Here is a 23550-nt window from a genome sequence, read left to right on the forward strand (position 1 = left end):
GACGCCGCACCGGGCCAGCGCCAAAAATCGAGCCATTGCACGATAAGCGCCGTTGGGGTGTCAGGACAAGTTGCGAGTTCTGCGTAAAAAATCCCACACTACAAGCAAACAAAGCCTACAGGAGCGACAGTCCGTGAGCCGTCTTTTACTCAATTGCGACATCGGCGAAAGCTTTGGCAACTGGACCATGGGTCTGGACGCCGAGGTCATGCCGTTCATCGATTGCGCCAACGTGGCCTGCGGTTTCCATGCCGGTGACCCGAGCATCATGCGCAAGACCGTCAGCCTGGCGCTCAAGCATGGCGTGCAAATCGGTGCACACCCGGCGTACCAGGACCTGCAAGGCTTTGGCCGTCGCTCCATGGCTTATACCCCGCAGGAAATCGAGGACCTGTTGCACTACCAGATCGGTGCGCTCGATGGTCTCTGCCGTGCCCAGGGCGGGCGGGTCAGCTACGTCAAGCCCCATGGCGCGATGTACAACGACATGATGGTCAACCCCGTGCAATTGCGCGCAGTGATCCAGGCCGTGGCGGCGTACGGCGAACTGCCGCTGATGCTGCTCGCTACCCGTGACAACAGCGCGGCCCAGGCCTTGGGCGCCGAATACGGTGTCACCCTGTGGTTCGAAGCCTTCGCCGACCGCGCCTATGACAACAAAGGGCACCTGGTGTCGCGGCAGTTGCCGGGCGCCGTGCACCATGATTCCGACACCATCGTGCAGCAAGCCCTGACCCTTGCCCGTGGTGAGGCGCTGATTGCCAGCGACGGCAGCCCGCTGCTCCTGCAAGCCAATACCCTGTGCGTGCACGGCGACAATGCAAGCTCGGTCGCGGCGGTACAGCGTATCCGCGAGGCATTGAAGCCAGCATGAAGCCACGGATTGAAGTGGTCGCCATCGACTGCCTGATGGTGCGCCTGTTTGATGCTATCGCCGAAACCAACATGCCGTGGATGCTCGCCGCTACCCAGCGCCTGCGCAGTGGCTTCGGCGCGGCGTTGGTGGACCTGGTGCCGTCCTATACCACTTTGATGGTGCACTACGACCTCGGCGCCGTGAACCCGGCCCAGGCGCGGGCACTGATCGAGCGGGCCCTTGCCGACCTGCAGCCGCAAGCCCAGGGCGGCGGCCAGTGCCATGTGCTGCCGGTGTGGTACGACTTGAGCGTCGGCCCGGAATTGACCTTGCTCAGCCAGCGCAGCGGTTTGGCTATAGACGAAGTGATCCGCCGCCACAGTGCCCACGAATACCAGGTGTTTGCCCTCGGTTTCGCGCCCGGCTTCGCCTTTATGGGGCTGGTGGATGAAGTTCTTGCCACGCCGCGTCTGAATACCCCACGCAAACGCGTAGCGGCCGGTAGCGTCGGCATCGCCGAACGACAAACCGCCGCCTACCCGGTGGTGTCGCCGGGCGGCTGGAACCTGATCGGCCGCACGCCGGCCAGGCTCTTCGACCGCGGGCGCGACGGCTACAGCCTGATGCAGCCCGGCGACACGGTGCGCTTCGAAGCGGTCGAGCGTGCTGAATTCATCAAGTTGGGTGGCGATGACACGCCGTTGGAGGCGCAGGCATGAGTCGCTTACTGATCGAGGCCAGCACGCCGTTGTGCCTGTTGCAGGACGCCGGTCGCTTTGGCGTACGCCACCTGGGCGTGACCCAGGGCGGGGCGCTGGACTGGGTGTCGATGTCCTGGGCCAACTGGCTGCTGGGCAATGCACTGGACGCGCCGGTGGTGGAAATCACCCTGGGCGGTTTCACCGTGCAGGCCGAGGATTATTGCCTGCTGGCCCTGGCCGGTGCAGACCTGGGCGCGTACATCGATGAACGCGCCATCAGCCCGGGCCGCAGTTTTATCCTGCAAAAGGGCCAGCGTTTGCGCTTCACCCAGCCGTTCAGCGGTGCGCGGGCCTATCTTGCGGCACCGGGCGGCTTTGATGCGCCGGCTGTGCTTGGCAGTTGCGCCACGGTTGTGCGTGAAGAGTTGGGCGGGGTGGACGGTTTCGGCAAGGCGTTGGCCGAGGGAGGGCGCTTGGTCTACTCCGGTACAGGTGGTGCAATGAAGGTGCTGAGTGCACCGGATTTGCAATCCGGTAAACCGTTGGAAGTGATCGTTGGCGCACAGATTGGCCAATTCAGCGGCCAGAGCCTATTCGACGCCTTCAACACCGCATGGGCCCTCGACAGCCGCGCCGACCGCATGGGGATGCGCCTGCTGGGCGCGCCGTTGCAATACCAGGGACCGTCGCTGATTTCCGAAGGCATTCCGCTGGGCGCGATCCAGGTTCCGCCGGATGGGCAGCCGATCGTGTTGCTCAATGATCGACAGACCATCGGTGGCTATCCGCGCCTGGGTGCATTGACGCCGTTGTCGCTGGCGCGGCTGGCGCAATGCTTGCCGGGGGAGACGGTGAGGTTGGCGCCGGTGGTGCAGGAGACGGCCCACCAGCAGCACATCGACTTTCTGAAGCGGTTCACCACGACCTGAAAAACACTGATGTCAAAATGTGGGAGGGGGCTTGCCCCCTCCCACATTGGATCTCCTACAGTATGGGGGGGGCGTTTATTTGGAGAGAAAGCGCATGCCTTCCTCAAGCCCGCGCAGTGTCAGCGGATACATCTGATCCTCCACCAACTCCCGCACAATCCCCGTCGACGCCGTATACCCCCAAGTGTCCTTGGGATACGGGTTGATCCAGATCAGCTTCTTGTACTTGGCCATGAAGCGCTGCATCCACACATACCCAGGCTCCTCGTTCCAATGCTCGACGCTGCCGCCGGCCTGGGTGATCTCATACGGTGCCATCGAGGCATCGCCGATAAAGATCACTTTGTAATCCGCGCCGTATTTGTGCAGCAGGTCCTGGGTCGAGGTGCGTTCCGAGGTGCGGCGTTGGTTGTTCTTCCACACTGATTCGTACACGAAGTTGTGGAAGTAGAAGTACTCCAGGTGCTTGAACTCGGTCTTGCACGCAGAGAACAGTTCTTCGCAGATCTTCACATGGGCGTCCATCGAACCGCCGATATCGAACAGCAACAGCAGCTTGATGGTGTTGCGCCGCTCCGGGCGCATCTGGATATTCAGCAAGCCGGCGTCGCGGGCGGTGTGGTCGATGGTGCCGTCGATATCCAGCTCTTCCGCCGCGCCCTGGCGCGCAAATTTGCGAAGGCGGCGCAGGGCGACCTTGATGTTGCGCGTGCCCAGTTCCACTTGGTCATCGAGGTTCTTGTACTCGCGCTGGTCCCACACCTTGACGGCCTTGCCCTGGCGCTTGCCGGCATCGCCGACGCGAATGCCTTCCGGGTTGTAGCCGCCGGAGCCAAACGGGCTGGTGCCACCGGTGCCGATCCACTTGTTGCCGCCGGCATGGCGCTCTTTCTGTTCTTCCAGGCGCTTCTTGAATTCCTCGATCAGCTTGTCGAGGCCGCCGAGGGACTGGATCTGCGCACGTTCCTCATCGGTCAGCGAGCGTTCGAACTCCTTGCGCAGCCACTCTTCGGGGATCAACGCCTGCAGGTGGTCGTCGAGCTTTTCCAGGCCGTTGAAATAGGCACCGAAGGCCCGGTCGAACTTGTCGAAATGCCGTTCATCCTTGACCAGGATCGCCCGGGCCAGGTAGTAGAACTCGTCCATGTCGGCAAAGGTCACGCGCTGCTTCAGCGCATTGATAAGGTCAAGCAGCTCGCGCACCGACACCGGCACCTTGGCGGCGCGCATCTCGTTGAACAGGTTGAGCAACATCAGCGATTACCGCGACGGCTCATGAACGCCAGACGTTCCAGCAACTGCACGTCTTGCTCGTTCTTCACTAACGCACCGGCCAGCGGCGGGATGGCCTTGGTCGGGTCGCGCTCGCGCAGCACCGCTTCGCCGATGTTGTCGGCCATCAGCAGCTTGAGCCAGTCGACCAGTTCGGAGGTGGAGGGCTTTTTCTTCAGGCCGGGCACTTTGCGCACGTCGAAGAACACGTCGAGCGCTTCGCTGACCAGGTCTTTCTTGATGTCCGGGTAGTGCACATCCACGATCTTCTGCAGGGTAGTGCGGTCGGGGAAGGCGATGTAGTGGAAGAAGCAGCGGCGCAGGAACGCGTCCGGCAGTTCTTTTTCGTTGTTGGAGGTAATGATGATGATCGGGCGTTTCTTGGCCTTGATGGTCTCGTCGATTTCGTAGACGTAGAACTCCATCTTGTCGAGTTCTTGCAGCAGGTCGTTGGGGAACTCGATGTCGGCCTTGTCGATTTCGTCGATCAGCAGGATCACTCGTTCTTCGGACTCGAAGGCCTCCCAGAGCTTGCCCTTCTTCAGGTAGTTGCGCACGTCGTGCACCTTGTCCACGCCCAGTTGCGAGTCGCGCAGGCGGCTCACCGCGTCGTACTCGTACAGGCCCTGGTGGGCCTTGGTGGTGGACTTGATGTGCCAGGTAATCAGCCTGGCACCGAAGGACTCGGCCAGTTGCTCGGCGAGCATGGTCTTGCCGGTGCCCGGTTCGCCCTTGACCAGCAGCGGCCGTTCCAGGGTGATGGCGGCGTTGACGGCCAGTTTCAGGTCATCGGTAGCCACATAGGCCTGGGTGCCTTCGAACTTCATCGGTGCTTCCTCGCATTCATCAATGCCGGGACTATACCGCGCAGCCCCGGCGACTGTGAACGCAGGTGGAATATTCAGTCTCTGAATGACCGGTCACATTCAATCCGCCGAAGGTTTGGGCTGTTCATACCGCGCATTGAACGCCTGGATAAACCCATTGCGCAAAATCGCCAAAAACGCCGAGAACGCGCTGACATTCTGCTGGTGCACGCTGCCACTGAGTTCGACACGGGTAGCAAACTGGTTTTTGTGCTGGTTTTTCAGCACGGTTTCGCTGGCGCCGACCACGGCTTCCCAGATCGAGCGGAAGATGTTCTTGTCTTTGTTTTCCACGTCCTGCTGCCAGTCGAACACTTCGACATCGCGCAGCAGCGGCTTGATATAGCCGGTCAACTGGCCGTTTTCCGCCTGGGCTTCGATCACCACATCACCGGTGCCGGCCTTGAAGTCGAACTTGCCATAGGCCGAAGCGAAGTCATTCATGCGCTTGAGCTGCAGGTCCTTGGCGCGGAAGCGGAATTCGAAGTTTTCAAAGTTGCTCAGCGGGTCGAAGGTGGCGCTGGCTTCCAGCGGCGCCTGGCCCTGGAGCAGGGCCTTGCCGTCGAAGCGGGCATCGCGCTTGCCCTTGACGTCGACCACATTGGTCAGGTTATAGAAGCTGGCGTTGACCGACGTTGCATTGAGATTGACCGGTGGTTTGGAGCTGAAGTTGTGGAAGGCAATCTTGCCCTCTTCGATGCGCACTTCATCGAGGGTGATGGGCGCCAGCTTGCTCAACTGCTCGCGCCAGTCAGTGCCTTTACCGGTCTGGGAGGCCTGCTGGTTGGCGCCGCCGTCGACGAAGTTCACCTCAGGGTTGATGAACAGCACCTTGGCCACTACCGCATGGTCGTACCACAACGAGTGCCAGCTCACTGCCAGGTCGATCAGCGGCGCCTTGACGAACGGTACCGGCACCTTGCCGTCGACCTTGATGATTTCCAAACCGTTGATCTTGTAGGCGCCACGCCACAGGGCCAGGTCGACGTCGGTGACGTGGCCGCGATAGTCGCCCATGTCAGCGAGCTTGTCATTCAGGTAGTTGCGCACCAGATAGGGCAGGGCAATGCTCAAGGCGACCAGTACCACCAGTACTCCGGCAACGGTCCATAGTGGCCAGCTGTAGCGACGTTTCATGAGAGGGGTCCTCTGTCCGTATAGGGGATGGACTCTTGCGATGGGCGCAACGTTCCTCCGACTGGACGCTTTGCAGCACGAGGCATACCCTTGTTGCCTTCCTGAATACCGCCAATAGGACCCGTCATGAGCCGCATCTTTGCAGACAACGCGCACTCCATCGGTAATACGCCCCTGGTGCAGATCAACCGGATCGCACCGCGTGGCGTGACCATCCTGGCCAAGATCGAAGGACGTAACCCGGGCTACTCGGTGAAGTGCCGCATTGGCGCCAACATGATCTGGGACGCCGAAAGCACCGGCAAACTCAAGCCGGGCATGACCATCGTCGAACCTACCTCCGGCAACACTGGCATCGGCCTGGCATTTGTCGCCGCTGCCCGTGGCTACAAGTTGCTGCTGACCATGCCGGCATCCATGAGCATCGAGCGTCGCAAGGTACTCAAGGCCCTCGGCGCTGAATTGGTGCTGACCGAGCCGGCCAAGGGCATGAAGGGTGCAATCGAAAAGGCCGGCGAAATCGTCGCCAGCGATCCGGCCACCTACTTTATGCCGGCTCAGTTCGAAAACCCGGCGAATCCGGCGATCCACGAGAAAACCACCGGTCCGGAAATCTGGAATGACACCGATGGCGCCGTGGACGTGCTGGTGGCGGGCGTGGGCACCGGTGGCACCATCACCGGGGTGTCGCGCTATATCAAGAACATCGCGGGCAAGCCGATCCTGTCGGTGGCGGTCGAGCCGATGGTCTCCCCGGTGATCACCCAGGCCCTGGCCGGTGAAGAGATCAAGCCCAGCCCGCACAAGATCCAGGGCATCGGCGCCGGGTTTGTGCCGAAGAACCTTGACCTGTCGATGGTTGACCGTGTGGAGCTGGTGACCGACGACGAATCCAAGGCCATGGCCCTGCGCCTGATGCAGGAAGAGGGGATTCTGTGCGGTATCTCCTGCGGCGCGGCGATGGCCGTGGCCGTGCGCCTGGCCGAGAAGCCGGAAATGCAGGGCAAGACCATCGTGGTGATCCTGCCGGACTCCGGTGAGCGTTACCTGTCGAGCATGCTGTTCAGCGATTTGTTTACCGAGCAGGAAAACCAGGCTTGATGTATGTCAGCGCCAATACCTTAGGCCTTCTGCATACTGGCCCAACTGTTTATCATGGCCGGCTGCTACGTCTGCTGTTGGCCAGGCGCTTATTTCCAGGAGTTGCTGCATGACCTTTTCTTTGGCCGCCAAGCTGTCGGTGCTGGCGTTGTTTATCGGCAGCACGCTGTATGTGCACCTGCGCGGCAAGGCGCGTTTGCCGATGTTGCGCCAGTTCGTCAACCATTCGGCGCTGTTCGCCCCCTATAACGCCCTGATGTATCTGTTTTCGGCCGTGCCGTCCAAGCCGTACCTGGATCGCAGCAAGTTCCCGGAACTGGACGTGCTCAAGGACAACTGGGAAGTGATTCGCGAAGAGGCCATGCACCTGTTCGACGAGGGCTACATCCGCGCCGCCGAAAAGAACAACGACGCCGGTTTTGGCTCGTTTTTCAAGAAGGGCTGGAAGCGTTTCTACCTCAAGTGGTACGACAAACCCCTGCCATCGGCCGAGGCGCTGTGCCCCAGAACCGTGGCCTTGGTGAGCAGCATTCCCAATGTGAAAGGCGCGATGTTCGCGCTGTTGCCGGGCGGCAGCCACCTCAACCCGCACCGCGACCCGTTTGCCGGTTCCCTGCGTTACCACCTGGGCCTGTCCACGCCGAACTCCGACGACTGCCGCATCTTCGTCGACGGCCAGGTCTATGCCTGGCGCGACGGTGAAGATGTGATGTTCGACGAGACCTACGTGCACTGGGTCAAGAACGAAACCGAACAGACCCGCGTGATCCTGTTCTGCGACATCGAGCGACCGCTGAGTAACCGCCTGATGACCCGGGTCAATCGCTGGGTCAGCAAGCAGTTGGGCCGCGCGACTGCGCCGCAGAACCTGGATGACGAGCGCGTGGGTGGGATCAACCAGGCGTATGCCTGGAGCAAGACCTTCAGCGACAAGTTCAGCGGCGTGGTCAAGCAGTGGAAGCGCAAGCATCCGAAGGCTTACCGCATTGCGCGGCCGGTGTTGGCTGTAGTCGTGCTGGTGCTGCTGTGGAAGTGGTTGTTCGGCTGATTTGAAACGTTAAACGTGGTCGAAATGTGGGAGGGGGCTTGCCCCCGATAGCGGTGGATCAGGCAAAAATGCTTAGCCTGACACACTGCCATCGGGGGCAAGCCCCCTCCCACATTTGATCACCTTTGATCTTTAGCTGGCGATCAACTGGCGCAGCACATAGTGCAGGATGCCGCCCGACTTGAAGTACTCCACTTCATTCAACGTATCGATCCGGCACAACACTTCAACCTTCTCCGTACTGCCATCCTCCCGCGTAATCACCAGCGTCAGGTTCATGCGCGGCACGATCTCCACATCGCTCAGCCCGAGAATGTCGATTTTCTCCTTGCCGGTCAGCTTGAGCGACTTGCGGTTCTGGTCCAGCTTGAACTGCAATGGCAGCACGCCCATGCCCACCAGGTTGGAGCGGTGGATACGCTCGAAACTCTCGGCGATCACCGCCTTCACCCCCAGCAGGTTGGTGCCCTTGGCCGCCCAGTCGCGGCTGGAGCCGGTGCCGTATTCCTGGCCGGCGATCACCACCAGCGGCGTGCCCGACGCCTGGTATTTCATCGAGGCGTCGTAGATCGGCATTTTCTCGCCGGTTGGGATGTACAGCGTATTGCCGCCTTCCTCACCGCCGAGCATTTCATTGCGGATACGGATGTTGGCAAAGGTGCCGCGCATCATCACTTCATGGTTGCCACGGCGTGAGCCGTAGGAGTTGAAGTCGCGAGGCTCAACGCCTTGTTCGCGCAGGTAACGGCCGGCGGGGCTGTCGGTCTTGATATTGCCGGCGGGGGAGATGTGGTCGGTGGTCACCGAATCGCCCAACAGGGCCAGCACGTTGGCGCCCTTGACGTCTTTGATCACCGGCAGGGGGCCGGCAATATCATCGAAGAACGGCGGATGCTGGATGTAGGTGGAGTCCTTCTGCCACACGTAGGTGGCGGCCTGTGGCACTTCAATCGCTTGCCATTGCGCGTCACCGGCAAACACCTCGGCGTATTCCTTGTGGAACATGCCGGTGCTGACCTGGGCCACGGCGTCGGCGATTTCTTTGCTGCTCGGCCAGATGTCCTTGAGGTACACCGGGTTGCCTTGCTGGTCGTTACCCAGCGGTTCGCTGCTGATATCGATGCGCACGGTGCCGGCCAGGGCATAAGCGACGACCAGTGGTGGCGACGCCAACCAGTTGGTTTTCACCAGTGGGTGCACCCGGCCCTCGAAGTTGCGGTTGCCGGACAGCACCGATGCCACCGCGAGGTCCGCCTTCTGGATGGCTTTTTCAATCGGCTCCGGTAATGGTCCGGAGTTGCCGATGCAGGTGGTGCAGCCATAGCCGACCAGGTCGAAGCCGAGCTTGTCCAGGTACTGGGTCAGGCCGGCGGCCTTGTAGTAGTCGGTGACCACCTTGGAGCCGGGGGCCAGCGAGGTTTTCACCCAGGGCTTGCGGGTCAGGCCCTTTTCCACGGCCTTTTTCGCCACCAGCCCGGCGGCCATCATCACGCTGGGGTTGGAGGTGTTGGTGCAGGAGGTGATCGCGGCGATCACCACCGCGCCGTTTTTCAGGCGATAGGTCTGGCCCTCGTATTCGTAGTCGGCTTCTCCCTCCAGGTCGGCATTACCCACGGCCACGCCGCCGCCGCCTTCGCTTTCCAGGCGACCTTCTTCCTTGGTAGTGGGTTTGAATTGCAGGTCGAGGAAGTCGCTGAAGGCCTGGCCCACATTCGGCAGGGCTACGCGGTCCTGTGGGCGCTTCGGCCCGGCCAGGCTGGCTTCGACGCTGCCCATGTCGAGGGCCAGGCTGTCGGTGAATACCGGTTCCTGGCCGGCGTTGCGCCACAGGCCCTGGGCTTTGGTGTACGCCTCGACCAACTTCACGGTTTCTGTCGGGCGCCCGGACAGGCGCAGGTAGTCCAGTGTCACCTCATCCACCGGGAAAAAGCCGCAGGTGGCGCCGTATTCCGGGGCCATGTTGGCGATGGTGGCGCGGTCGGCCAACGGCAGGTCGGCCAGGCCGTCGCCGTAGAACTCGACGAACTTGCCCACCACGCCCTTTTTGCGCAGCATCTGGGTCACGGTCAGCACCAGGTCGGTGGCGGTGATGCCTTCCTTCAATTTGCCGGTGAGCTTGAAGCCGATCACTTCCGGGATCAGCATCGACACCGGTTGGCCGAGCATCGCCGCTTCCGCCTCGATCCCGCCCACGCCCCAGCCGAGTACGCCAAGGCCGTTGATCATGGTGGTGTGGGAGTCGGTGCCGACCAGGGTGTCCGGGAAGGCATAGGTGCGGCCGTTTTCGTCTTTGGTCCACACCGTGCGGCCCAGGTATTCGAGGTTGACCTGGTGGCAGATGCCGGTGCCCGGCGGCACCACGCTGAAGTTGTCGAATGCGCTCTGGCCCCAGCGCAGGAAGGCGTAGCGTTCGCCGTTGCGCTGCATCTCGATGTCGACGTTCTGCTCAAAGGCACTGGTGCTGCCGAACTTGTCGACCATCACCGAGTGGTCGATCACCAGGTCCACCGGGGACAGCGGGTTGATGCGCTGCGGGTCGCCCCCGGCCTTGGCCACGGCGGCGCGCATGGCGGCCAGGTCGACCACGGCGGGTACGCCGGTGAAGTCTTGCATCAATACCCGGGCCGGGCGGTACTGGATCTCGCGGTCGGACTGGCGTTCCTTGAGCCACGCGGCAATGGCCTTGAGGTCGGCGCCGGTGACGGTCTTGTCGTCTTCCCAGCGCAGCAGGTTTTCCAGCAGCACCTTGAGCGACATCGGCAGCTTGTCGAGGTCACCCAGGCTCTTGGCGGCCTCGGGCAAACTGAAGTAGTGATAGGTCTTGTTGTCGATTTGCAGTGTTTTAAGGGTTCTCAGGCTATCAAGCGATGACATGACACAACTCCTTATGGTCCGCACGGCTACGGACCCGACGGGACGAACAGAGCTATCAACTTAGCCCTGTTTTCATTAGCAGGCTAATAACTGGACTCTATCGTTAAGTCCAAGGTTCCGAACTCCGTTATCATGCGCGGGTTTTCATGACAGGTATTGCGATAGCGCAAGCCAGTTGCCAGGAGATTCAATGAACACCCTTTTTATGCACTGCCGCCCGGGTTTTGAAGGCGAAGTCTGTTCCGAGATCGCGGAACACGCCGCGCGCCTGAACGTTTCCGGCTACGCCAAGGCCAAGACCGGCAGCGCCTGCGCCGAATTCGTCTGCACCGAAGAAGACGGCGCCCAGCGCTTGATGCACGGCCAGCGCTTTGCCGAGCTGATCTTCCCCAGGCAGTGGGCGCGCGGGGTATTCATCGACCTGCCGGAAACCGACCGCATCAGCGTGATCCTCGCCCACCTGCGCGACTTCCCGGTGTGCGGCAGCCTGTGGCTGGAGATGGTCGATACCAACGACGGCAAGGAGCTGTCGAACTTCTGCAAGAAATTCGAAGTGCACTTGCGCAAGGCGTTGCTCAACGCTGGCAAGCTGGTGGACGACCCGAGCAAACCGCGCCTGCTACTGACCTTCAAGAGCGGCCGCGAAGTGTTCATGGGCCTGGCCGAGTCGAATAACTCGGCGATGTGGCCGATGGGCATCCCGCGCCTCAAGTTCCCCCGCGAGGCGCCCAGCCGCTCGACCCTGAAGCTGGAAGAGGCCTGGCACCACTTCATCCCCCGCGACCAGTGGGACGAGCGCCTGCACGGCGACATGACCGGTGTCGACCTCGGCGCGGCGCCAGGCGGCTGGACCTGGCAACTGGTCAACCGCGGCATGCTGGTGACCGCCATCGACAACGGCCCCATGGCCGAAAGCCTGATGGACACCGGCCTGGTCCAGCACCTGATGGCCGACGGCTTCACCTTCGTGCCCAAACAGCCGGTGGACTGGATGGTCTGCGACATCGTCGAGAAGCCGGCGCGTAATGCCGCGCTGCTGGAAACCTGGATCGGCGAAGGGCATTGCCGCGAGGCGGTGGTCAACCTGAAGTTGCCGATGAAGCAGCGCTACGCCGAAGTGAAGCGTTTGCTGGAGCGCATCGAGGACGGCTTCAAGGCGCGTGGCATTCGCGTGGAGATCGGCTGCAAGCAGCTGTACCACGACCGTGAGGAAGTGACCTGCCATTTGCGTCGATTGGAAACAGCGAAGAAACCCAAGGCTCGCTGAACAGTTGAAATCACCACAGGACCCCTGTGGGAGCGGGCTTGCCCGCGAAAGCGGTATAACAGTCGAAACTAATGTTGAATGTGCCCGTGTCTTCGCGGGCAAGCCCGCTCCCACCTTTGGAGCGGCATCCGTTTCAGGAGTGATGTATGAACCTCGATTTGCCCGTCGATGCCACCCTCGACGCCACCGGCCTCAACTGCCCGGAGCCGGTGATGATGCTGCACCAGCATATCCGCGACCTGCCGCCCGGCGGCCTGCTCAAGGTGATCGCGACCGACCCGTCCACGCGTCGCGATATCCCCAAGTTCTGCGTGTTCCTGGACCACGAACTGGTGGATCAGCAGGAACAGGCGGGTACGTACCTGTACTGGATCCGCAAGAAGTCTGCTTAACCCTGCGCTTTTTCTGCGCGGATGCGCCGGCGTGCACTGCGCGCCAGGCGCACCAGCAGCATCCCCGCCGCGCAGCTCAGGCCCACGATCAGCCCCTGCCACAAGCCGCTCGGGCCACTCGGTTCGCCGAGCCAGTCGGTCAGGCCCAGGGCGTAACCCACCGGCAGGCCCACCCCCCAGTAGGCGAACAAGGTCAGCACCATGGTGACACGGGTGTCCTGGTAGCCACGCAAGGCACCGGCAGCAGTGACCTGGATCGAATCACTGAATTGGAACAGCGCTGAAAACACGATCAGCGTGGAGGCCAGGTGGATGACGATCGGGTCCGGGGTGTAGATCGCGGCAATCTGTTCGCGAAGCAGCAACATCAGGCTGCAGGACAGGCAGGCGTAGGCCAGCGCCGTGCCCATGCCGACCCCTGCGGCAAAACGCGCTTCACGCGGTTCCCCACGGCCCAGGGCCTGGCCGACACGCACTGTCACGGCCATGCTCAGGGAGTAGGGAATCATGAACACCAGCGAGCTGACGTTCAGCGCGATCTGATGGCCCGAGACCACCGTGGCGCCGAGGCTGCCGATCAGCAGGGCGATGACCGCAAAAATGCTCGATTCGGCAAAGATCGCGATGCCAATCGGCAAGCCAATCCCAAGCACGCGCTTGATCACCGCCCACTGCGGCCAGTCGAAACGCTTGAACAGTTCGCTGCTCTGGTAGGCCGGTCCCCAGCGGGTCCATCCGGCCAGGCCGAGCATCATCACCCACATCGCAATGGCCGTGGCCCAGCCGCAGCCCACGCCGCCCATGGCCGGTACGCCCAGGTGGCCGTAGATGAAGATGTAGTTCAGTGGAATGTTCAGCGCCAAACCACACAGGCCCATGACCATGCTGGGCCGGGTGCGGCCCAGGCCATCACTGAAGCAGCGCAATACGTAGTAGAACGCGATGGCCGGCATGCCCGCAGCGATGCCGTGCAGGTAGCCCATGGACGGTTTGATCAGGTCGGGTTCGACTTTCATGGCATGCAGGATGGGCTCGGCGCAGAGCAGCAACAGCGCTGCCGTGATACCCACCACCAGCGCCAGCCACAGTGATTGGCGCACCAGCGGGCCGATCTCGCTGAACTGCCCGGCACCGTAGCGCTGGGCGACTTTGGGCGTGGTGGCCAGCAGTGTGCCGGTCATCAAGAGGTACACCGGAATCCAGATCGAGTTGCCCAGGCCCACCGCCGCCAGGTCTTGGGGGCTGACGCGTCCGGCCATCACTGCATCGACAAAGCTCATCGCCGTGGTGGCCAGTTGGCCGATCATGATCGGCAGGGCGAGCGTCAGCAGGCTGCGCACTTCCCGGCGGATGCGGGCGGGGCGGGTAAGGGGGGCGGCGGCAGTGTTCACGTGCAGGTGTCCAGTCGAAGCAAGCGCAGGACGGCGGATTCTACGCGCTGACGCATCGGTCAGGAAAAAACCTGTGTTAGCGATTTGTAAGCGAGGGCTGCGATCCCTGTACACTGCGGGTCCGCCTAAGGAGCCTGCCATGCTGATTGTTGCCGACGAAAATATTCCGCTGCTCGATGCCTTCTTCCAGGGTTTCGGCGAGATTCGCCGTGTGCCTGGCCGTTCCATCGACCGTGCGACGGTAGAGCAGGCCGACGTGTTGTTGGTGCGCTCGGTGACCAACGTCAACCGTGCCTTGCTCGATGGCACCAACGTGCGCTTTGTCGGCACTTGCACCATCGGCACCGATCATCTGGACCTCGACTACTTCCAGCAGGCCGGCATCCAATGGTCCAGCGCCCCCGGCTGTAACGCCCGCGGTGTGGTGGACTATGTGCTGGGCAGCCTGCAGACCCTGGCCGAGATCGAGGGCGCTGACCTCAACCAGCGCACCTATGGCGTAGTGGGTGCCGGTGAAGTCGGCGGGCGACTGGTCAAGGTACTCAAGGCCCTGGGCTGGAACGTGCTGGTCTGCGACCCGCCCCGGCAAATCGCCGAAGACGGCGATTACGTCAGCCTGGCGCAGATCATCGAGCAATGCGACGTGATCAGCCTGCACACCCCGCTGACCAAGTCCGGCAACGGCTCCACCTGGCACCTGTTCGACCGCCAGCGTCTTGAGCAGCTCAAGCCTGGCACCTGGCTGATCAACGCCAGCCGTGGCCCGGTGGTCGACAATGCCGCCCTGCGCGAAGTGCTGCTGGACCGCGAAGACCTGCAAGCGGTGCTGGATGTGTGGGAGGGCGAGCCGCAGGTGGACGTCGACCTGGCTGACCTGTGTGTATTGGCCACGCCGCATATCGCCGGCTACAGCCTGGACGGCAAGCAGCGCGGCACGGCGCAGATCTATCAGGCGTTCTGCGCGCACCTGGGCCAGGAACCGAGCATTCACTTGAGTGACCTGCTGCCGCCACCGTGGTTGGCCGAGGTGCAGTTGAATGCTTCCACCGACCCCGCGTGGGCACTGGCGACCCTGTGCCGCAGCGTGTACGACCCACGCCGGGATGATGCGGATTTCCGCCGCAGCCTCGTAGGAACGGTGGACGAGCAGCGCAAGGCGTTTGACCTGCTGCGCAAGCACTACCCCGAGCGCCGCGAGATCGATGGTTTGAAGGTGCGCATCCAGGGTGAGTCGGCGGTGTTGTCCAACATCGTGTCCGCGTTGGGCGCAGTAGCGGTTTAGATACCCGATAAAAAACCCGGCCACCAGGGCCGGGTTTGAACGAGCGTGGGCGCTTCAGCCTTGCTGTGCAGGCTTGACCAGTCGCTGTTCCAGTTCGCTGCACGCTTGCTGGATCATCTTTTCGGTGATCTGCACTTCGCGGCCCTGGGCATCGATGTACGAGCAAGGCAACTGCTGCTGCTGGCGGATCACTTCAATCTTGGCATCGCTGCTGTTCTGCAAGGTCATGGCCTGTCTCCTCATCAGGTTGTGTACCTATTCTAAAACCCGCGCGTGACCAGGCTGTTACAACTCCCTGCCAGGTCAGCGGTTCGAACACCCAGTCCACCAGAAACCGATACATATTTCCAGCCGGGGGTTAGACCGATAGCCTCTAGGGATCAGCATCGGCGGGCATAATTAACCTGACTCATTGCTATTCGCCCAAGTTCCCCCCATGTAGGTATACAGACTCCTTATCGGTGATGCCCTCCATGTTCTCAGTCCGCCAACGCCGTGCCATTCGCCTGGCCAGTCGCTTCATCGCGCCCTACCGCTGGCAGGCGCTTGGCGCCCTGTTGGCGCTGATCGTCACGGCTGGCATCACCTTGTCCATGGGGCAGGGCATCCGCCTGCTGGTGGACCAGGGGTTCATGACGCAGTCACCGCACCTGCTCAATCAGTCCATCGGGCTGTTCATGATCCTGGTGCTGGGCCTGGCGGTCGGCACCTTTGCGCGGTTCTACCTGGTGTCGTGGATCGGCGAACGGGTGGTCGCGGATATTCGCCGGCAGGTGTTCAACCACCTGATCTACCTGCATCCGGGCTTCTATGAGAACAACCGCAGTTCGGAAATCCAGTCGCGGCTGACCACTGATACCACGCTGCTGCAATCGGTGATCGGTTCCTCGCTGTCGTTGTTCCTGCGCAATGCCTTGATGGTCATCGGCGGTATCGTGCTGCTGTTTGTCACCAATCCCAAGCTCACCAGCATCGTGGTGGTGGCGCTGCCGCTGGTGCTGGCGCCGATCCTGATCTTCGGCCGCCGGGTGCGCAGTCTGTCGCGTCAGAGCCAGGACCGCATCGCCGATGTGGGCAGCTATGTGTCCGAGACCCTCGGCCAGATCAAGACCGTGCAGGCGTACAACCACCAGGTGCAGGACGAACAGCGCTTCGCCGTGACCGTGGAAGACGCCTTCACCACCGCGCGCAAGCGCATCACCCAGCGGGCCTGGCTGATTACCCTGGTGATCATGCTGGTACTCGGTGCCGTGGGCGTGATGTTGTGGGTCGGCGGCATGGACGTGATCAGCGGGCGCATTTCCGGCGGTGAACTGGCGGCGTTTGTGTTCTACAGCCTGATCGTCGGCAGTGCGGTCGGCACCCTCAGCGAGGTGCTCGGCGAGCTGCAACGTGCCGCCGGTGCCGCCGAGCGCATTGGCGAGTTGCTGCAGTCGAGCAACGACATCCAGGCGCCGGTCGCCGGTACTGTCCGACTGCCGGCCCGGGTCAGCGGGCGCATGGAACTGCAGGACCTGCGCTTTTCCTACCCTTCACGGCCGGACAGCTACGCCATCGACGGCCTGAACCTGACCATCAATCCTGGTGAAACCCTGGCGTTGGTCGGCCCATCCGGTGCGGGCAAATCGACGATATTCGACCTGCTGTTGCGCTTCTACGACCCCCAGCAAGGCCGCATCCTGATTGAAGGCCACCCGCTGACCGAACTCGACCCCATGGACCTGCGCCGCCACTTCGCCTTGGTGTCCCAGAGCCCGGCGCTGTTCTTTGGCAGCGTCGAAGAGAACATCCGCTACGGCAACCCGACGGCCACCCAGGAACAGGTCGAAGCGGCGGCGCGCATTGCCCACGCCCACGATTTCATCCTGCAAATGCCCGACGGCTACCAGACCCACCTGGGCGACGGCGGCATGGGCCTCTCCGGCGGTCAACGCCAGCGCCTGGCCATCGCCCGCGCCTTGCTGGTGGACGCACCGATCCTGCTGCTGGACGAAGCCACCAGCGCCCTCGATGCCCAGAGTGAACACCTGATCCAGCAAGCGCTGCCGCAACTGATGCAAGGGCGCACCACCCTCGTGATCGCCCATCGACTGGCCACGGTGAAGAACGCCGACCGCATTGCCGTGATGGACCAGGGCAAGCTGGTGGCAGTGGGGACGCATCAGCAGTTGATTGCGAGCAATGCGTTGTATGCAAGGTTGGCGGCGTTGCAGTTCAATGATGGGGTGGAAATTGATTGAAGCTGCGCAATGCGGCGCCCTTGAGGCATCATGTGTTTTTTCGTGATTGAGCTGGATGAGGACATGAGCCGTTATCAACCTCCGTTGACCCTGACTACAAAGATGCTCACCCTGGTAGCCGATATCAGTGAGCAGATAGGTCAACTTTCAGTCGGTGATGATAATCGCCAAACGCCTCAGCTCAGGCGTGGCAATCGCATTCGCACCATCCAGGCCTCATTGGCTATCGAGAACAATACTCTCAGCGTCGAGCAAGTGACTGCCGTTCTGGAAGGTAAACGAGTGTTGGGCCTGCCTCGGGAAATCCAGGAAGTGCGTAATGCATTTGCCACTTACGAGGCTATGACGCAGTGGAGTCCGAGCGATCGAGTTGACTTGCTCAAGGCGCATGAATTGCTGATGTTTGGATTGATCGATGATGCGGGTCGATTCCGGCAGTCAGGAGTCGGCATCTATCGTGGTGAGCAATTGGTTCATATGGCACCGCCCGCCAGCCGTGTCACACATCTTGTGGACGATTTGCTGCAATGGCTGGCTGTTTCCAATTGGCACCCGTTGATCGCCAGTTGCGTATTTCATTATGAATTCGAGTTTATCCATCCATTTGCCGACGGAAATGGGCGGATGGGACGACTCTGGCAAACGTTGATTCTTAGCCAGTGGCGTCCTGTATTGGCTTACCTGCCGGTGGAAGCTGTGATTCGGGAACAACAGGATGCTTACTACGCCGCGCTGTCGGCAGCCGACCAGCAAGCGGAAGCGACCCCGTTCGTTGAGTTCATGCTGCAGGCGTTGAACCTGGCTTTAGCCGAAGCTGTGCAAAGTGAACGTCCTGGCGCCCCATAAAAAAAGCCCGCATCTCTCAATGCGGGCATTTCTATCGAAACTTCAATCTTACCGCTTGAAGCTTCTCCTGTTACTGATCATCAAAGTACCGCTCATGCCAATCCACCAGCGGTTGCGGTGAGTTGAGCTTCTGCCCGTAGATCACCGAGTAAGACAGCACGTTCTGCACATACTGACGGGTTTCGTCGAACGGGATGCTCTCCACCCACACATCGAAACTCAGGTGATCGGCGCCGCGCAGCCACTGGCGTACGCGACCCGGTCCGGCGTTGTAGGCGGCGGAGGCGAGCACGCGGTTGCCGTTGAACTGGCTGTGCACCTGGCTCAGGTAGGCGGCGCCGAGCTGGATGTTTTTATCCGGGTCCAGCACCTGGGCCGGGGAGGCCAGGGGGATGCTGAACTTGCGTGCGGTTTCCTTGGCGGTGCCGGGCATCAGTTGCATCAGGCCGCTGGCGCCGACGCCGGAGCGGGCGTCGTCCATGAAGGCGCTTTCCTGGCGAGTGATTGCGAACACCCAGCTGGAATGCAGGCCGCGCACCTTGGCTTCACGCACCAGGGTATCGCGGTGGGCCATCGGGAAGCGGATGTCCAGGTCGTCCCAGTACTGCGCCTGGCTGATGGTGCGGATGGCCGGGAAGTACCACTTCATGTCATAGGCCAGCTTGGCCTGGGCGACCATTTCGTCACGGTTGAAGTGACGGCTGACGTGGTACCACTCACGGCGGCCATCCACCACCTGGCCACGTGCGTAGAACTCCAGTGCACGGCGCACGCCCGGGGTATTGCGCACCTTGTTGACCAGCGCCTGGCTCATCAGCAACGGTTTGTTCTTCAACTGGTACGGCGCCTTGGAGCGATCAGCGGCCAGGAACCCATAGAAGTCACGCTCCTGCGCCAGGTGCTTGTACAGGACCAGCGCTTGCGGGTTCTTCGGCTCGGCCAGTTCCAGGCTGCGGGCCTGCCAGTAGCGCCAGCGGTTGGTGGTGGCCAGGTCTTGTGGCAGTTTGCGGGTCAACTGGTAGGCGTCTTCCCAGCGGGCCAGGCGCAGCAGCAGGCGCAGGCGCCACTCGGACACAGTGTTGTCGCGCAATTCGGGATCGTACTTGGTCATCACCTCCAGCGCGCGTGGGTCATAGCGCTTGGCCAGGGTGAGACCGATTTCCCGGGCGATCGACACTTTTTCGTCACGGGAGAAGTGCATGCTGCTGGCGTAGCCATCGAGCAGGGCCATGGCCTTGTCCGGATCCTGGCGTGCCAGGCGACGCAGGCCCAGGCCCACGGCGTCAGACATGGCCTCGGTGGCCGGCAGGAAGCGCGACGGGTCACTGAGCATGTCGGGCTTTTGCGCCACGTCCACCATCAGGCGGCCTTGAGGGCCGAGCGTGCGCAGGGTTTTTACCAGGCTGTTGGCCAGCGCGTAGTTGCGTGCTTCTGCGGCGAGCTTGGCGCGGTCCCAGATCTTCTGTTCGGTGAGTTGGCCGTCAGCCGCCCATTGGCCAAAGGTGACATCGCAGGCAGCCGGTTGGGACTTGCCGGTCATCCACAGTTTTTCGGCGGTCTTGTAGCCTTCGGCCTTCAGATTATGGGTGAGCTGGTACTGACCGTGCAGGCAGTCCAGTTCGACGAAATTGAGCTTGGGGTCGTAGTACTTTTCAAAGGTCTGCCAGTCGCCGCGCTCGGCCAACCAGCGCAACCAGCGCAGTTTCATCCAGTTGGCCTGGGGCAGGTCGCCGTTTTTGGCGAGGAATTGCTCGATTTCCTGGTTGCTCGCGGTTTTCAGGCGAGCGGTCAGTTCGTCGTAGGCCAGGTAGGGCGTCAGCGGGTAGTCGGCCAAGGCCTGGCTGTATTGCATGTACGGGCCTGTATCGCCCTTGGCCAGGGCGCGTTTGGCTTCATCGTAATATTGACGTTGGGTGGTGAGGTCCACGGCCTGGGCGGATTGGACGGCGGTGGCGGAAAGAAGCAGACAAGATAAAAAGTTGAAAAGGCGACTGCGCATGAGACGTCCGTGCAGAGGAATCTGGACAAGTGCCGGCGCTGCCGACACTGATTGCCCCTAGCTTAGCCTTTTGCCTGACGCCGATGAAAGCTTTGACCGCCGCTTCGTTCAAGTTACTCGGAAATGTCTCTCAGAGTATGTCGACTGAGAAAATCCCGGCCGCCTCAGCCCCTAACTCAGGTAGAATGCGCGCCCAGTTTTTGGAGAAGCGTATGACCCTGCTCAAATTCAGCGATGTGTCCCTTGCTTTCGGCGCCATGCCGTTGTTGGACAAGGTGTCCTGGCAGATCGCCCGTGGTGAGCGGGTGTGCATCATCGGCCGCAACGGCACCGGCAAATCCAGCATGATGAAGCTGGTCAAGGGCGATCAGAAGCCCGATGACGGCTCCGTATGGCGCGCGCCGGGCCTCAAGATCGGCGAATTGCCGCAAGAATTGCCGGTGGCCGACGGACGGACAGTGTTCGACGTGGTTGCCGAAGGCCTCGACGGCGTTGGCGCACTGCTCGCCGAATACCATCACCTGGCACAGAACTGTGTCACCGAAGATGACCTGAACAAGCTGATGCACGTCCAGCAAGACCTGGAAGCTCGTGATGGCTGGCGCTTGCAGCAATTGGTCGACAGTACCCTGAGTCGCCTGCAACTGCCGGCGGACAAGACCCTCGCCGAGTTGTCCGGCGGCTGGCGTCGTCGCGTGCTGCTGGCCCAGGCGTTGGTGTCCGAGCCGGACCTGCTGCTGCTCGACGAACCGACTAACCATTTGGACATCGGCGCGATTGCCTGGCTGGAAGAAGCCCTCAAGGAGTTCCAGGGCGCCGTGCTGTTCATCACGCACGACCGTTCCTTCCTGCAGAACCTGGCAACGCGCATCCTGGAACTGGACCGTGGCGGCCTGATCGACTGGAACGGCGACTACGCCAGCTTCCTGGTGCACAAGGAAGCCGCGCTGGCCGCCGAAGAAACCGCCAACGCGCTGTTCGACAAGAAACTGGCCCAGGAAGAAGTCTGGATCCGCCAGGGCATCAAGGCCCGCCGCACCCGTAACGAAGGCCGCGTACGCGCCCTTAAAGCCCTGCGTGTTGAGCGCAGCGAGCGTCGCGAGCGTACCGGCAAGGCCAATATCCAACTGGACACCGCCGACAAGTCGGGCAAGCAGGTGATGGTGCTTGAGAACGTCAGCTTCCATCACCCGGACGGCCCGTTCCTGATCAAGGACTTCTCCATGGTCCTGCAGCGCGGTGACCGTATCGGCCTGCTGGGCGCCAACGGCACCGGCAAGACCACCTTGCTCAAGCTGATGCTCAACGGCCTGCAGCCGACCAGCGGTAAAGTGGAGGAGGGCACGCGGATCGACGTGGCCTACTTCGACCAGTTGCGCCATCAGTTGGACCTGGAAAAAACCGTGATCGACAACGTCGCCGAAGGCCGCGACTTTATCGATATCGACGGCCAGAGCCGTCACGTGCTCAGCTACCTGGGCGACTTCCTGTTCAGCCCGCAGCGTGCGCGTACCCCGGTGAAAGCCTTGTCCGGTGGTGAGCGTGCGCGCCTGCTGCTGGCCAAGCTGTTCAGCAAGCCGGCCAACCTGCTGGTCCTCGACGAACCGACCAACGACCTCGACGTGGAAACCCTCGAACTGTTGGAAGAAGTGCTGCTGACCTTCAACGGCACCGTGCTGATGGTGAGCCACGACCGGGCATTCCTCGACAACGTGGTTACCAGCACCTTGGTCTTCGAAGGTGAGGGCAAGGTGCGTGAATACGTCGGTGGTTACCAGGACTGGCTGCGCCAGGGCGGTTCCCCGCGATTGCTGGGCGTGACCGAGAGCAAGTCCGGCAAAGCCGACTTGAACTCCGCCGTCGTGACCCCGGTGGTCGCTGCTGCTGCACCGGCCCAGGACGCTGCGCCGGCGACCAGGAAGAAACTCAGCTACAAGCTGCAGCGTGAGCTGGAAGCCTTGCCGGGTGATATCGATGCCAAGGAACAGCAGATTGCCGCGGTAGAAGCGCAAATGGCTGACGCGGGGTTCTACCTGCGTCCGGCGGCGGAAACCGCCGAGGTCATCGCTTCCCTGGAGAAACTGAACCAGGAGCTGGAAGTGTTGGTCGAGCGTTGGGCTGAGTTGGATGCCTGATTGATCCAAATGCATTGAAAAACCCGGTGTTCATTTGGATGAACACCGGGTTTTTCATATGAAATGCGATTCAAAATGTGGCAGGGGGCAAACCCCCTGTTGGTCTTACGAGCTTTTGAGCAGCTTCACCGCCAGCACATCGCATGGCGCACCATGCAGTACATCGTTGGCCGTGGAGCCTAGCAGCAATGCGAGCCCATGACGGCCATGGCTGCCGACCACGATCAGATCACAACCTTTTTCCTTGGCCAGGTGGTGGATTTCCTGGCGCGGTTGGCCGTAGGTCAGGTGGCAGTCTTCCTTTTTCAGGTGCGGGTACTTGAGAATCAAGCGGTCCAGACGCTCCTTGGCCTGGTCGAATTGTTGTTGCTGCAACTGGGAAAGGTCCATCGGAACGTCACCGCCAAAGGCCATGGCCATGGGCTCGACGATATGCACCAGCGACAGCACCGCACCATTGGCCAATGCAGATTCCTGCGCGCGCTTGATCACTGGATCGCACTCTTCGGTCAGATCGACAGCGACCAGAATATGTTGGTAGGGCATGAGGCGTTCCTCCAGGGGGACTGCAATAGATTCAGTATGGCTGCTTTCAAGCGGATGGGGTTGCGTCAGATCAAATCCGCTCATCTGTAAATTCGGGAGTACACATATGACGGTCTGGATAGTGGTGTCAATCCTTGTGGTGCTGCTGAGCCCCCTGGCATGGTTGCGCCCGTCGCGCCACCAGAGCGGGCGCATGGCCCTGCGCATGGAGGCGCGCCGTATCGGCCTGGCCATGCAATTGGCGCCCCAGGAGTGGCCGCACTGGCTCAAGCAGGAGCCGCCGAGCCCTTGCGCGCAGTACTGTCGGCCACGACGCGGCAGCACGCCGGCGATATGGTGTTATTGGCAGTTGGATCCAGGTGTGTGGGTCAATCAATGGCGCGAAGTGTGCGTCGATGAAAAGTTGTTGCCGCATTTTGCGACGCTGCCGGCCAACGTCTACAAGGTCGAGGCAGACAAGCAGATGATCGCCTTGTATTGGGGCGAGAAGGGCGAGGCGAGCGTGTTGAAGGATATCGATGCGCTGCTCAAGGCGTTGGCCTGAATCGCAGGCAATAAAAAGCCCGACAGTCATCATCGGGCTGGAGTTGGCCAGGCAGGCCGGTAAATCGTTGGTTGCGGCTAGCCTAGCCGCATATCCCATTCTGTACAGCCTTTTCCCACATCTT

The 23550-nt window shown here is 61.5% G+C and carries 19 protein-coding genes and 1 pseudogene; 12 read left to right on the forward strand and 8 right to left on the reverse strand.

What is annotated here, in order from left to right:
- Positions 1-133 precede the first annotated feature (133 nt).
- Genes BM017_RS19440 through BM017_RS19450 form a run of 3 tightly spaced genes read left to right on the forward strand, consistent with a single transcriptional unit; the run spans position 134 to position 2486 of the window.
- The gene (locus BM017_RS19440; RefSeq protein ID WP_092247339.1) at positions 134-874 is read left to right on the forward strand and encodes a 5-oxoprolinase subunit PxpA; all 741 of its coding nucleotides are present in this window, start codon (positions 134-136) and stop codon (positions 872-874) included.
- Positions 871-1575: a 5-oxoprolinase subunit B family protein gene (locus BM017_RS19445; RefSeq protein ID WP_092247342.1), complete on the forward strand. Its 705-nt coding sequence runs from the start codon at positions 871-873 to the stop codon at positions 1573-1575. The genes BM017_RS19440 and BM017_RS19445 overlap by 4 nt, the downstream gene beginning before the upstream one ends.
- The gene (locus BM017_RS19450) at positions 1572-2486 is read left to right on the forward strand and encodes a 5-oxoprolinase subunit C family protein (RefSeq protein ID WP_092247345.1); all 915 of its coding nucleotides are present in this window, start codon (positions 1572-1574) and stop codon (positions 2484-2486) included. The genes BM017_RS19445 and BM017_RS19450 overlap by 4 nt, the downstream gene beginning before the upstream one ends.
- Before the next feature lie 75 nt (positions 2487-2561).
- Here BM017_RS19450 and BM017_RS19455 read toward each other — a convergent pair whose 3' ends face one another.
- From BM017_RS19455 to BM017_RS19465, 3 genes are all read right to left on the reverse strand, one after another.
- Positions 2562-3740 (reverse strand): vWA domain-containing protein, encoded by a 1179-nt coding sequence (locus tag BM017_RS19455; RefSeq protein ID WP_071488994.1) that lies wholly within the window; start codon positions 3738-3740, stop codon positions 2562-2564.
- Positions 3740-4585: an AAA family ATPase gene (locus BM017_RS19460; protein ID WP_003189627.1), complete on the reverse strand. Its 846-nt coding sequence runs from the start codon at positions 4583-4585 to the stop codon at positions 3740-3742. The genes BM017_RS19455 and BM017_RS19460 overlap by 1 nt, the downstream gene beginning before the upstream one ends.
- Before the next feature lie 99 nt (positions 4586-4684).
- Positions 4685-5761, reverse strand: coding sequence for a DUF748 domain-containing protein (locus BM017_RS19465; RefSeq protein WP_092247348.1), 1077 nt, complete (start codon positions 5759-5761; stop codon positions 4685-4687).
- Between the two features lie 126 nt (positions 5762-5887).
- On the opposite strand from BM017_RS19465, the gene cysK reads away from it, so the two are divergent.
- Positions 5888-6862 (forward strand): cysteine synthase A, encoded by a 975-nt coding sequence (gene cysK / locus BM017_RS19470; RefSeq protein ID WP_071488996.1) that lies wholly within the window; start codon positions 5888-5890, stop codon positions 6860-6862.
- 109 nt (positions 6863-6971) lie between these two features.
- Complete coding sequence (locus BM017_RS19475) at positions 6972-7910, forward strand: aspartyl/asparaginyl beta-hydroxylase domain-containing protein (protein ID WP_071488997.1); 939 nt, start codon at positions 6972-6974, stop codon at positions 7908-7910.
- A gap of 132 nt (positions 7911-8042) precedes the next feature.
- Here BM017_RS19475 and acnA read toward each other — a convergent pair whose 3' ends face one another.
- A complete protein-coding gene (acnA, locus tag BM017_RS19480) occupies positions 8043-10784 on the reverse strand; it encodes an aconitate hydratase AcnA (protein ID WP_092247351.1) in 2742 nt (913 codons plus the stop codon).
- Positions 10785-10974: 190 nt separating this feature from the next.
- Here acnA and rlmM point away from each other — a divergent pair, with 190 nt between their 5' ends.
- Together rlmM and tusA are read left to right on the forward strand one after the other, a co-directional pair.
- The gene (rlmM, locus tag BM017_RS19485; protein ID WP_071488999.1) at positions 10975-12051 is read left to right on the forward strand and encodes a 23S rRNA (cytidine(2498)-2'-O)-methyltransferase RlmM; all 1077 of its coding nucleotides are present in this window, start codon (positions 10975-10977) and stop codon (positions 12049-12051) included.
- Positions 12052-12197: 146 nt separating this feature from the next.
- On the forward strand, positions 12198-12443 hold the full coding sequence (gene tusA / locus BM017_RS19490; protein WP_058425075.1) for a sulfurtransferase TusA: 246 nt from the start codon (positions 12198-12200) through the stop codon (positions 12441-12443).
- Here the strand turns inward: tusA and BM017_RS19495 are convergent.
- A complete protein-coding gene (locus BM017_RS19495; protein ID WP_092247354.1) occupies positions 12440-13834 on the reverse strand; it encodes an MATE family efflux transporter in 1395 nt (464 codons plus the stop codon). The two genes, tusA and BM017_RS19495, sit on opposite strands and share 4 nt — an antisense overlap.
- A gap of 139 nt (positions 13835-13973) precedes the next feature.
- Here BM017_RS19495 and pdxB point away from each other — a divergent pair, with 139 nt between their 5' ends.
- Positions 13974-15116: a 4-phosphoerythronate dehydrogenase PdxB gene (gene pdxB / locus BM017_RS19500; protein WP_092247357.1), complete on the forward strand. Its 1143-nt coding sequence runs from the start codon at positions 13974-13976 to the stop codon at positions 15114-15116.
- A gap of 54 nt (positions 15117-15170) precedes the next feature.
- Here pdxB and BM017_RS29170 read toward each other — a convergent pair whose 3' ends face one another.
- Positions 15171-15344, reverse strand: coding sequence for a PA1571 family protein (locus tag BM017_RS29170; RefSeq protein WP_170856100.1), 174 nt, complete (start codon positions 15342-15344; stop codon positions 15171-15173).
- Between the two features lie 236 nt (positions 15345-15580).
- On the opposite strand from BM017_RS29170, the gene BM017_RS19505 reads away from it, so the two are divergent.
- Complete coding sequence (locus tag BM017_RS19505) at positions 15581-17356, forward strand: ABC transporter transmembrane domain-containing protein (protein ID WP_170856101.1); 1776 nt, start codon at positions 15581-15583, stop codon at positions 17354-17356.
- Positions 17357-17419: 63 nt separating this feature from the next.
- Positions 17420-18184, forward strand: a pseudogene (locus BM017_RS19510) (Fic family protein); the annotation flags it as partial.
- A gap of 88 nt (positions 18185-18272) precedes the next feature.
- Here the strand turns inward: BM017_RS19510 and BM017_RS19515 are convergent.
- Positions 18273-20201 carry a transglycosylase SLT domain-containing protein gene (locus BM017_RS19515; RefSeq protein WP_092247363.1) on the reverse strand — a complete coding sequence of 643 codons (1929 nt, stop codon included), beginning with the start codon at positions 20199-20201 and terminating at the stop codon, positions 18273-18275.
- Positions 20202-20413: 212 nt separating this feature from the next.
- Here BM017_RS19515 and BM017_RS19520 point away from each other — a divergent pair, with 212 nt between their 5' ends.
- On the forward strand, positions 20414-22336 hold the full coding sequence (locus BM017_RS19520) for an ATP-binding cassette domain-containing protein (RefSeq protein WP_092247366.1): 1923 nt from the start codon (positions 20414-20416) through the stop codon (positions 22334-22336).
- Positions 22337-22441: 105 nt separating this feature from the next.
- Here the strand turns inward: BM017_RS19520 and BM017_RS19525 are convergent, their stop codons facing one another.
- Entirely contained in the window at positions 22442-22882 is a 441-nt protein-coding gene (locus BM017_RS19525; RefSeq protein WP_092247369.1) for a universal stress protein, read from the reverse strand.
- Positions 22883-22988: 106 nt separating this feature from the next.
- Here BM017_RS19525 and BM017_RS19530 point away from each other — a divergent pair, with 106 nt between their 5' ends.
- The gene (locus BM017_RS19530) at positions 22989-23426 is read left to right on the forward strand and encodes a hypothetical protein (protein ID WP_071489006.1); all 438 of its coding nucleotides are present in this window, start codon (positions 22989-22991) and stop codon (positions 23424-23426) included.
- Positions 23427-23550 lie beyond the last annotated feature (124 nt).

The organism is Pseudomonas sp. NFPP04 (assembly GCF_900113815.1).
Classification (GTDB): domain Bacteria; phylum Pseudomonadota; class Gammaproteobacteria; order Pseudomonadales; family Pseudomonadaceae; genus Aquipseudomonas; species Aquipseudomonas extremorientalis.

Excerpts from the sequence above, each read along its gene's own strand:
- BM017_RS19525 (WP_092247369.1), bottom strand. The coding sequence starts at position 22,882 with ATGCCCTACCAACATATTCTGGTCGCTGTCGATCTGACCGAAGAGTGC.
- BM017_RS19520 (WP_092247366.1), top strand. The coding sequence starts at position 20,414 with ATGACCCTGCTCAAATTCAGCGATGTGTCCCTTGCTTTCGGCGCCATG.
- cysK (WP_071488996.1), top strand. The coding sequence starts at position 5,888 with ATGAGCCGCATCTTTGCAGACAACGCGCACTCCATCGGTAATACGCCC.
- BM017_RS19455 (WP_071488994.1), bottom strand. The coding sequence starts at position 3,740 with ATGTTGCTCAACCTGTTCAACGAGATGCGCGCCGCCAAGGTGCCGGTG.
- BM017_RS19475 (WP_071488997.1), top strand. The coding sequence starts at position 6,972 with ATGACCTTTTCTTTGGCCGCCAAGCTGTCGGTGCTGGCGTTGTTTATC.
- rlmM (WP_071488999.1), top strand. The coding sequence starts at position 10,975 with ATGAACACCCTTTTTATGCACTGCCGCCCGGGTTTTGAAGGCGAAGTC.
- tusA (WP_058425075.1), top strand. The coding sequence starts at position 12,198 with ATGAACCTCGATTTGCCCGTCGATGCCACCCTCGACGCCACCGGCCTC.
- pdxB (WP_092247357.1), top strand. The coding sequence starts at position 13,974 with ATGCTGATTGTTGCCGACGAAAATATTCCGCTGCTCGATGCCTTCTTC.
- BM017_RS19450 (WP_092247345.1), top strand. The coding sequence starts at position 1,572 with ATGAGTCGCTTACTGATCGAGGCCAGCACGCCGTTGTGCCTGTTGCAG.
- BM017_RS19505 (WP_170856101.1), top strand. The coding sequence starts at position 15,581 with ATGCCCTCCATGTTCTCAGTCCGCCAACGCCGTGCCATTCGCCTGGCC.
- BM017_RS19465 (WP_092247348.1), bottom strand. The coding sequence starts at position 5,761 with ATGAAACGTCGCTACAGCTGGCCACTATGGACCGTTGCCGGAGTACTG.
- BM017_RS19515 (WP_092247363.1), bottom strand. The coding sequence starts at position 20,201 with ATGCGCAGTCGCCTTTTCAACTTTTTATCTTGTCTGCTTCTTTCCGCC.
- BM017_RS19445 (WP_092247342.1), top strand. The coding sequence starts at position 871 with ATGAAGCCACGGATTGAAGTGGTCGCCATCGACTGCCTGATGGTGCGC.
- BM017_RS19530 (WP_071489006.1), top strand. The coding sequence starts at position 22,989 with ATGACGGTCTGGATAGTGGTGTCAATCCTTGTGGTGCTGCTGAGCCCC.
- BM017_RS19460 (WP_003189627.1), bottom strand. The coding sequence starts at position 4,585 with ATGAAGTTCGAAGGCACCCAGGCCTATGTGGCTACCGATGACCTGAAA.
- acnA (WP_092247351.1), bottom strand. The coding sequence starts at position 10,784 with ATGTCATCGCTTGATAGCCTGAGAACCCTTAAAACACTGCAAATCGAC.
- BM017_RS29170 (WP_170856100.1), bottom strand. The coding sequence starts at position 15,344 with ATGACCTTGCAGAACAGCAGCGATGCCAAGATTGAAGTGATCCGCCAG.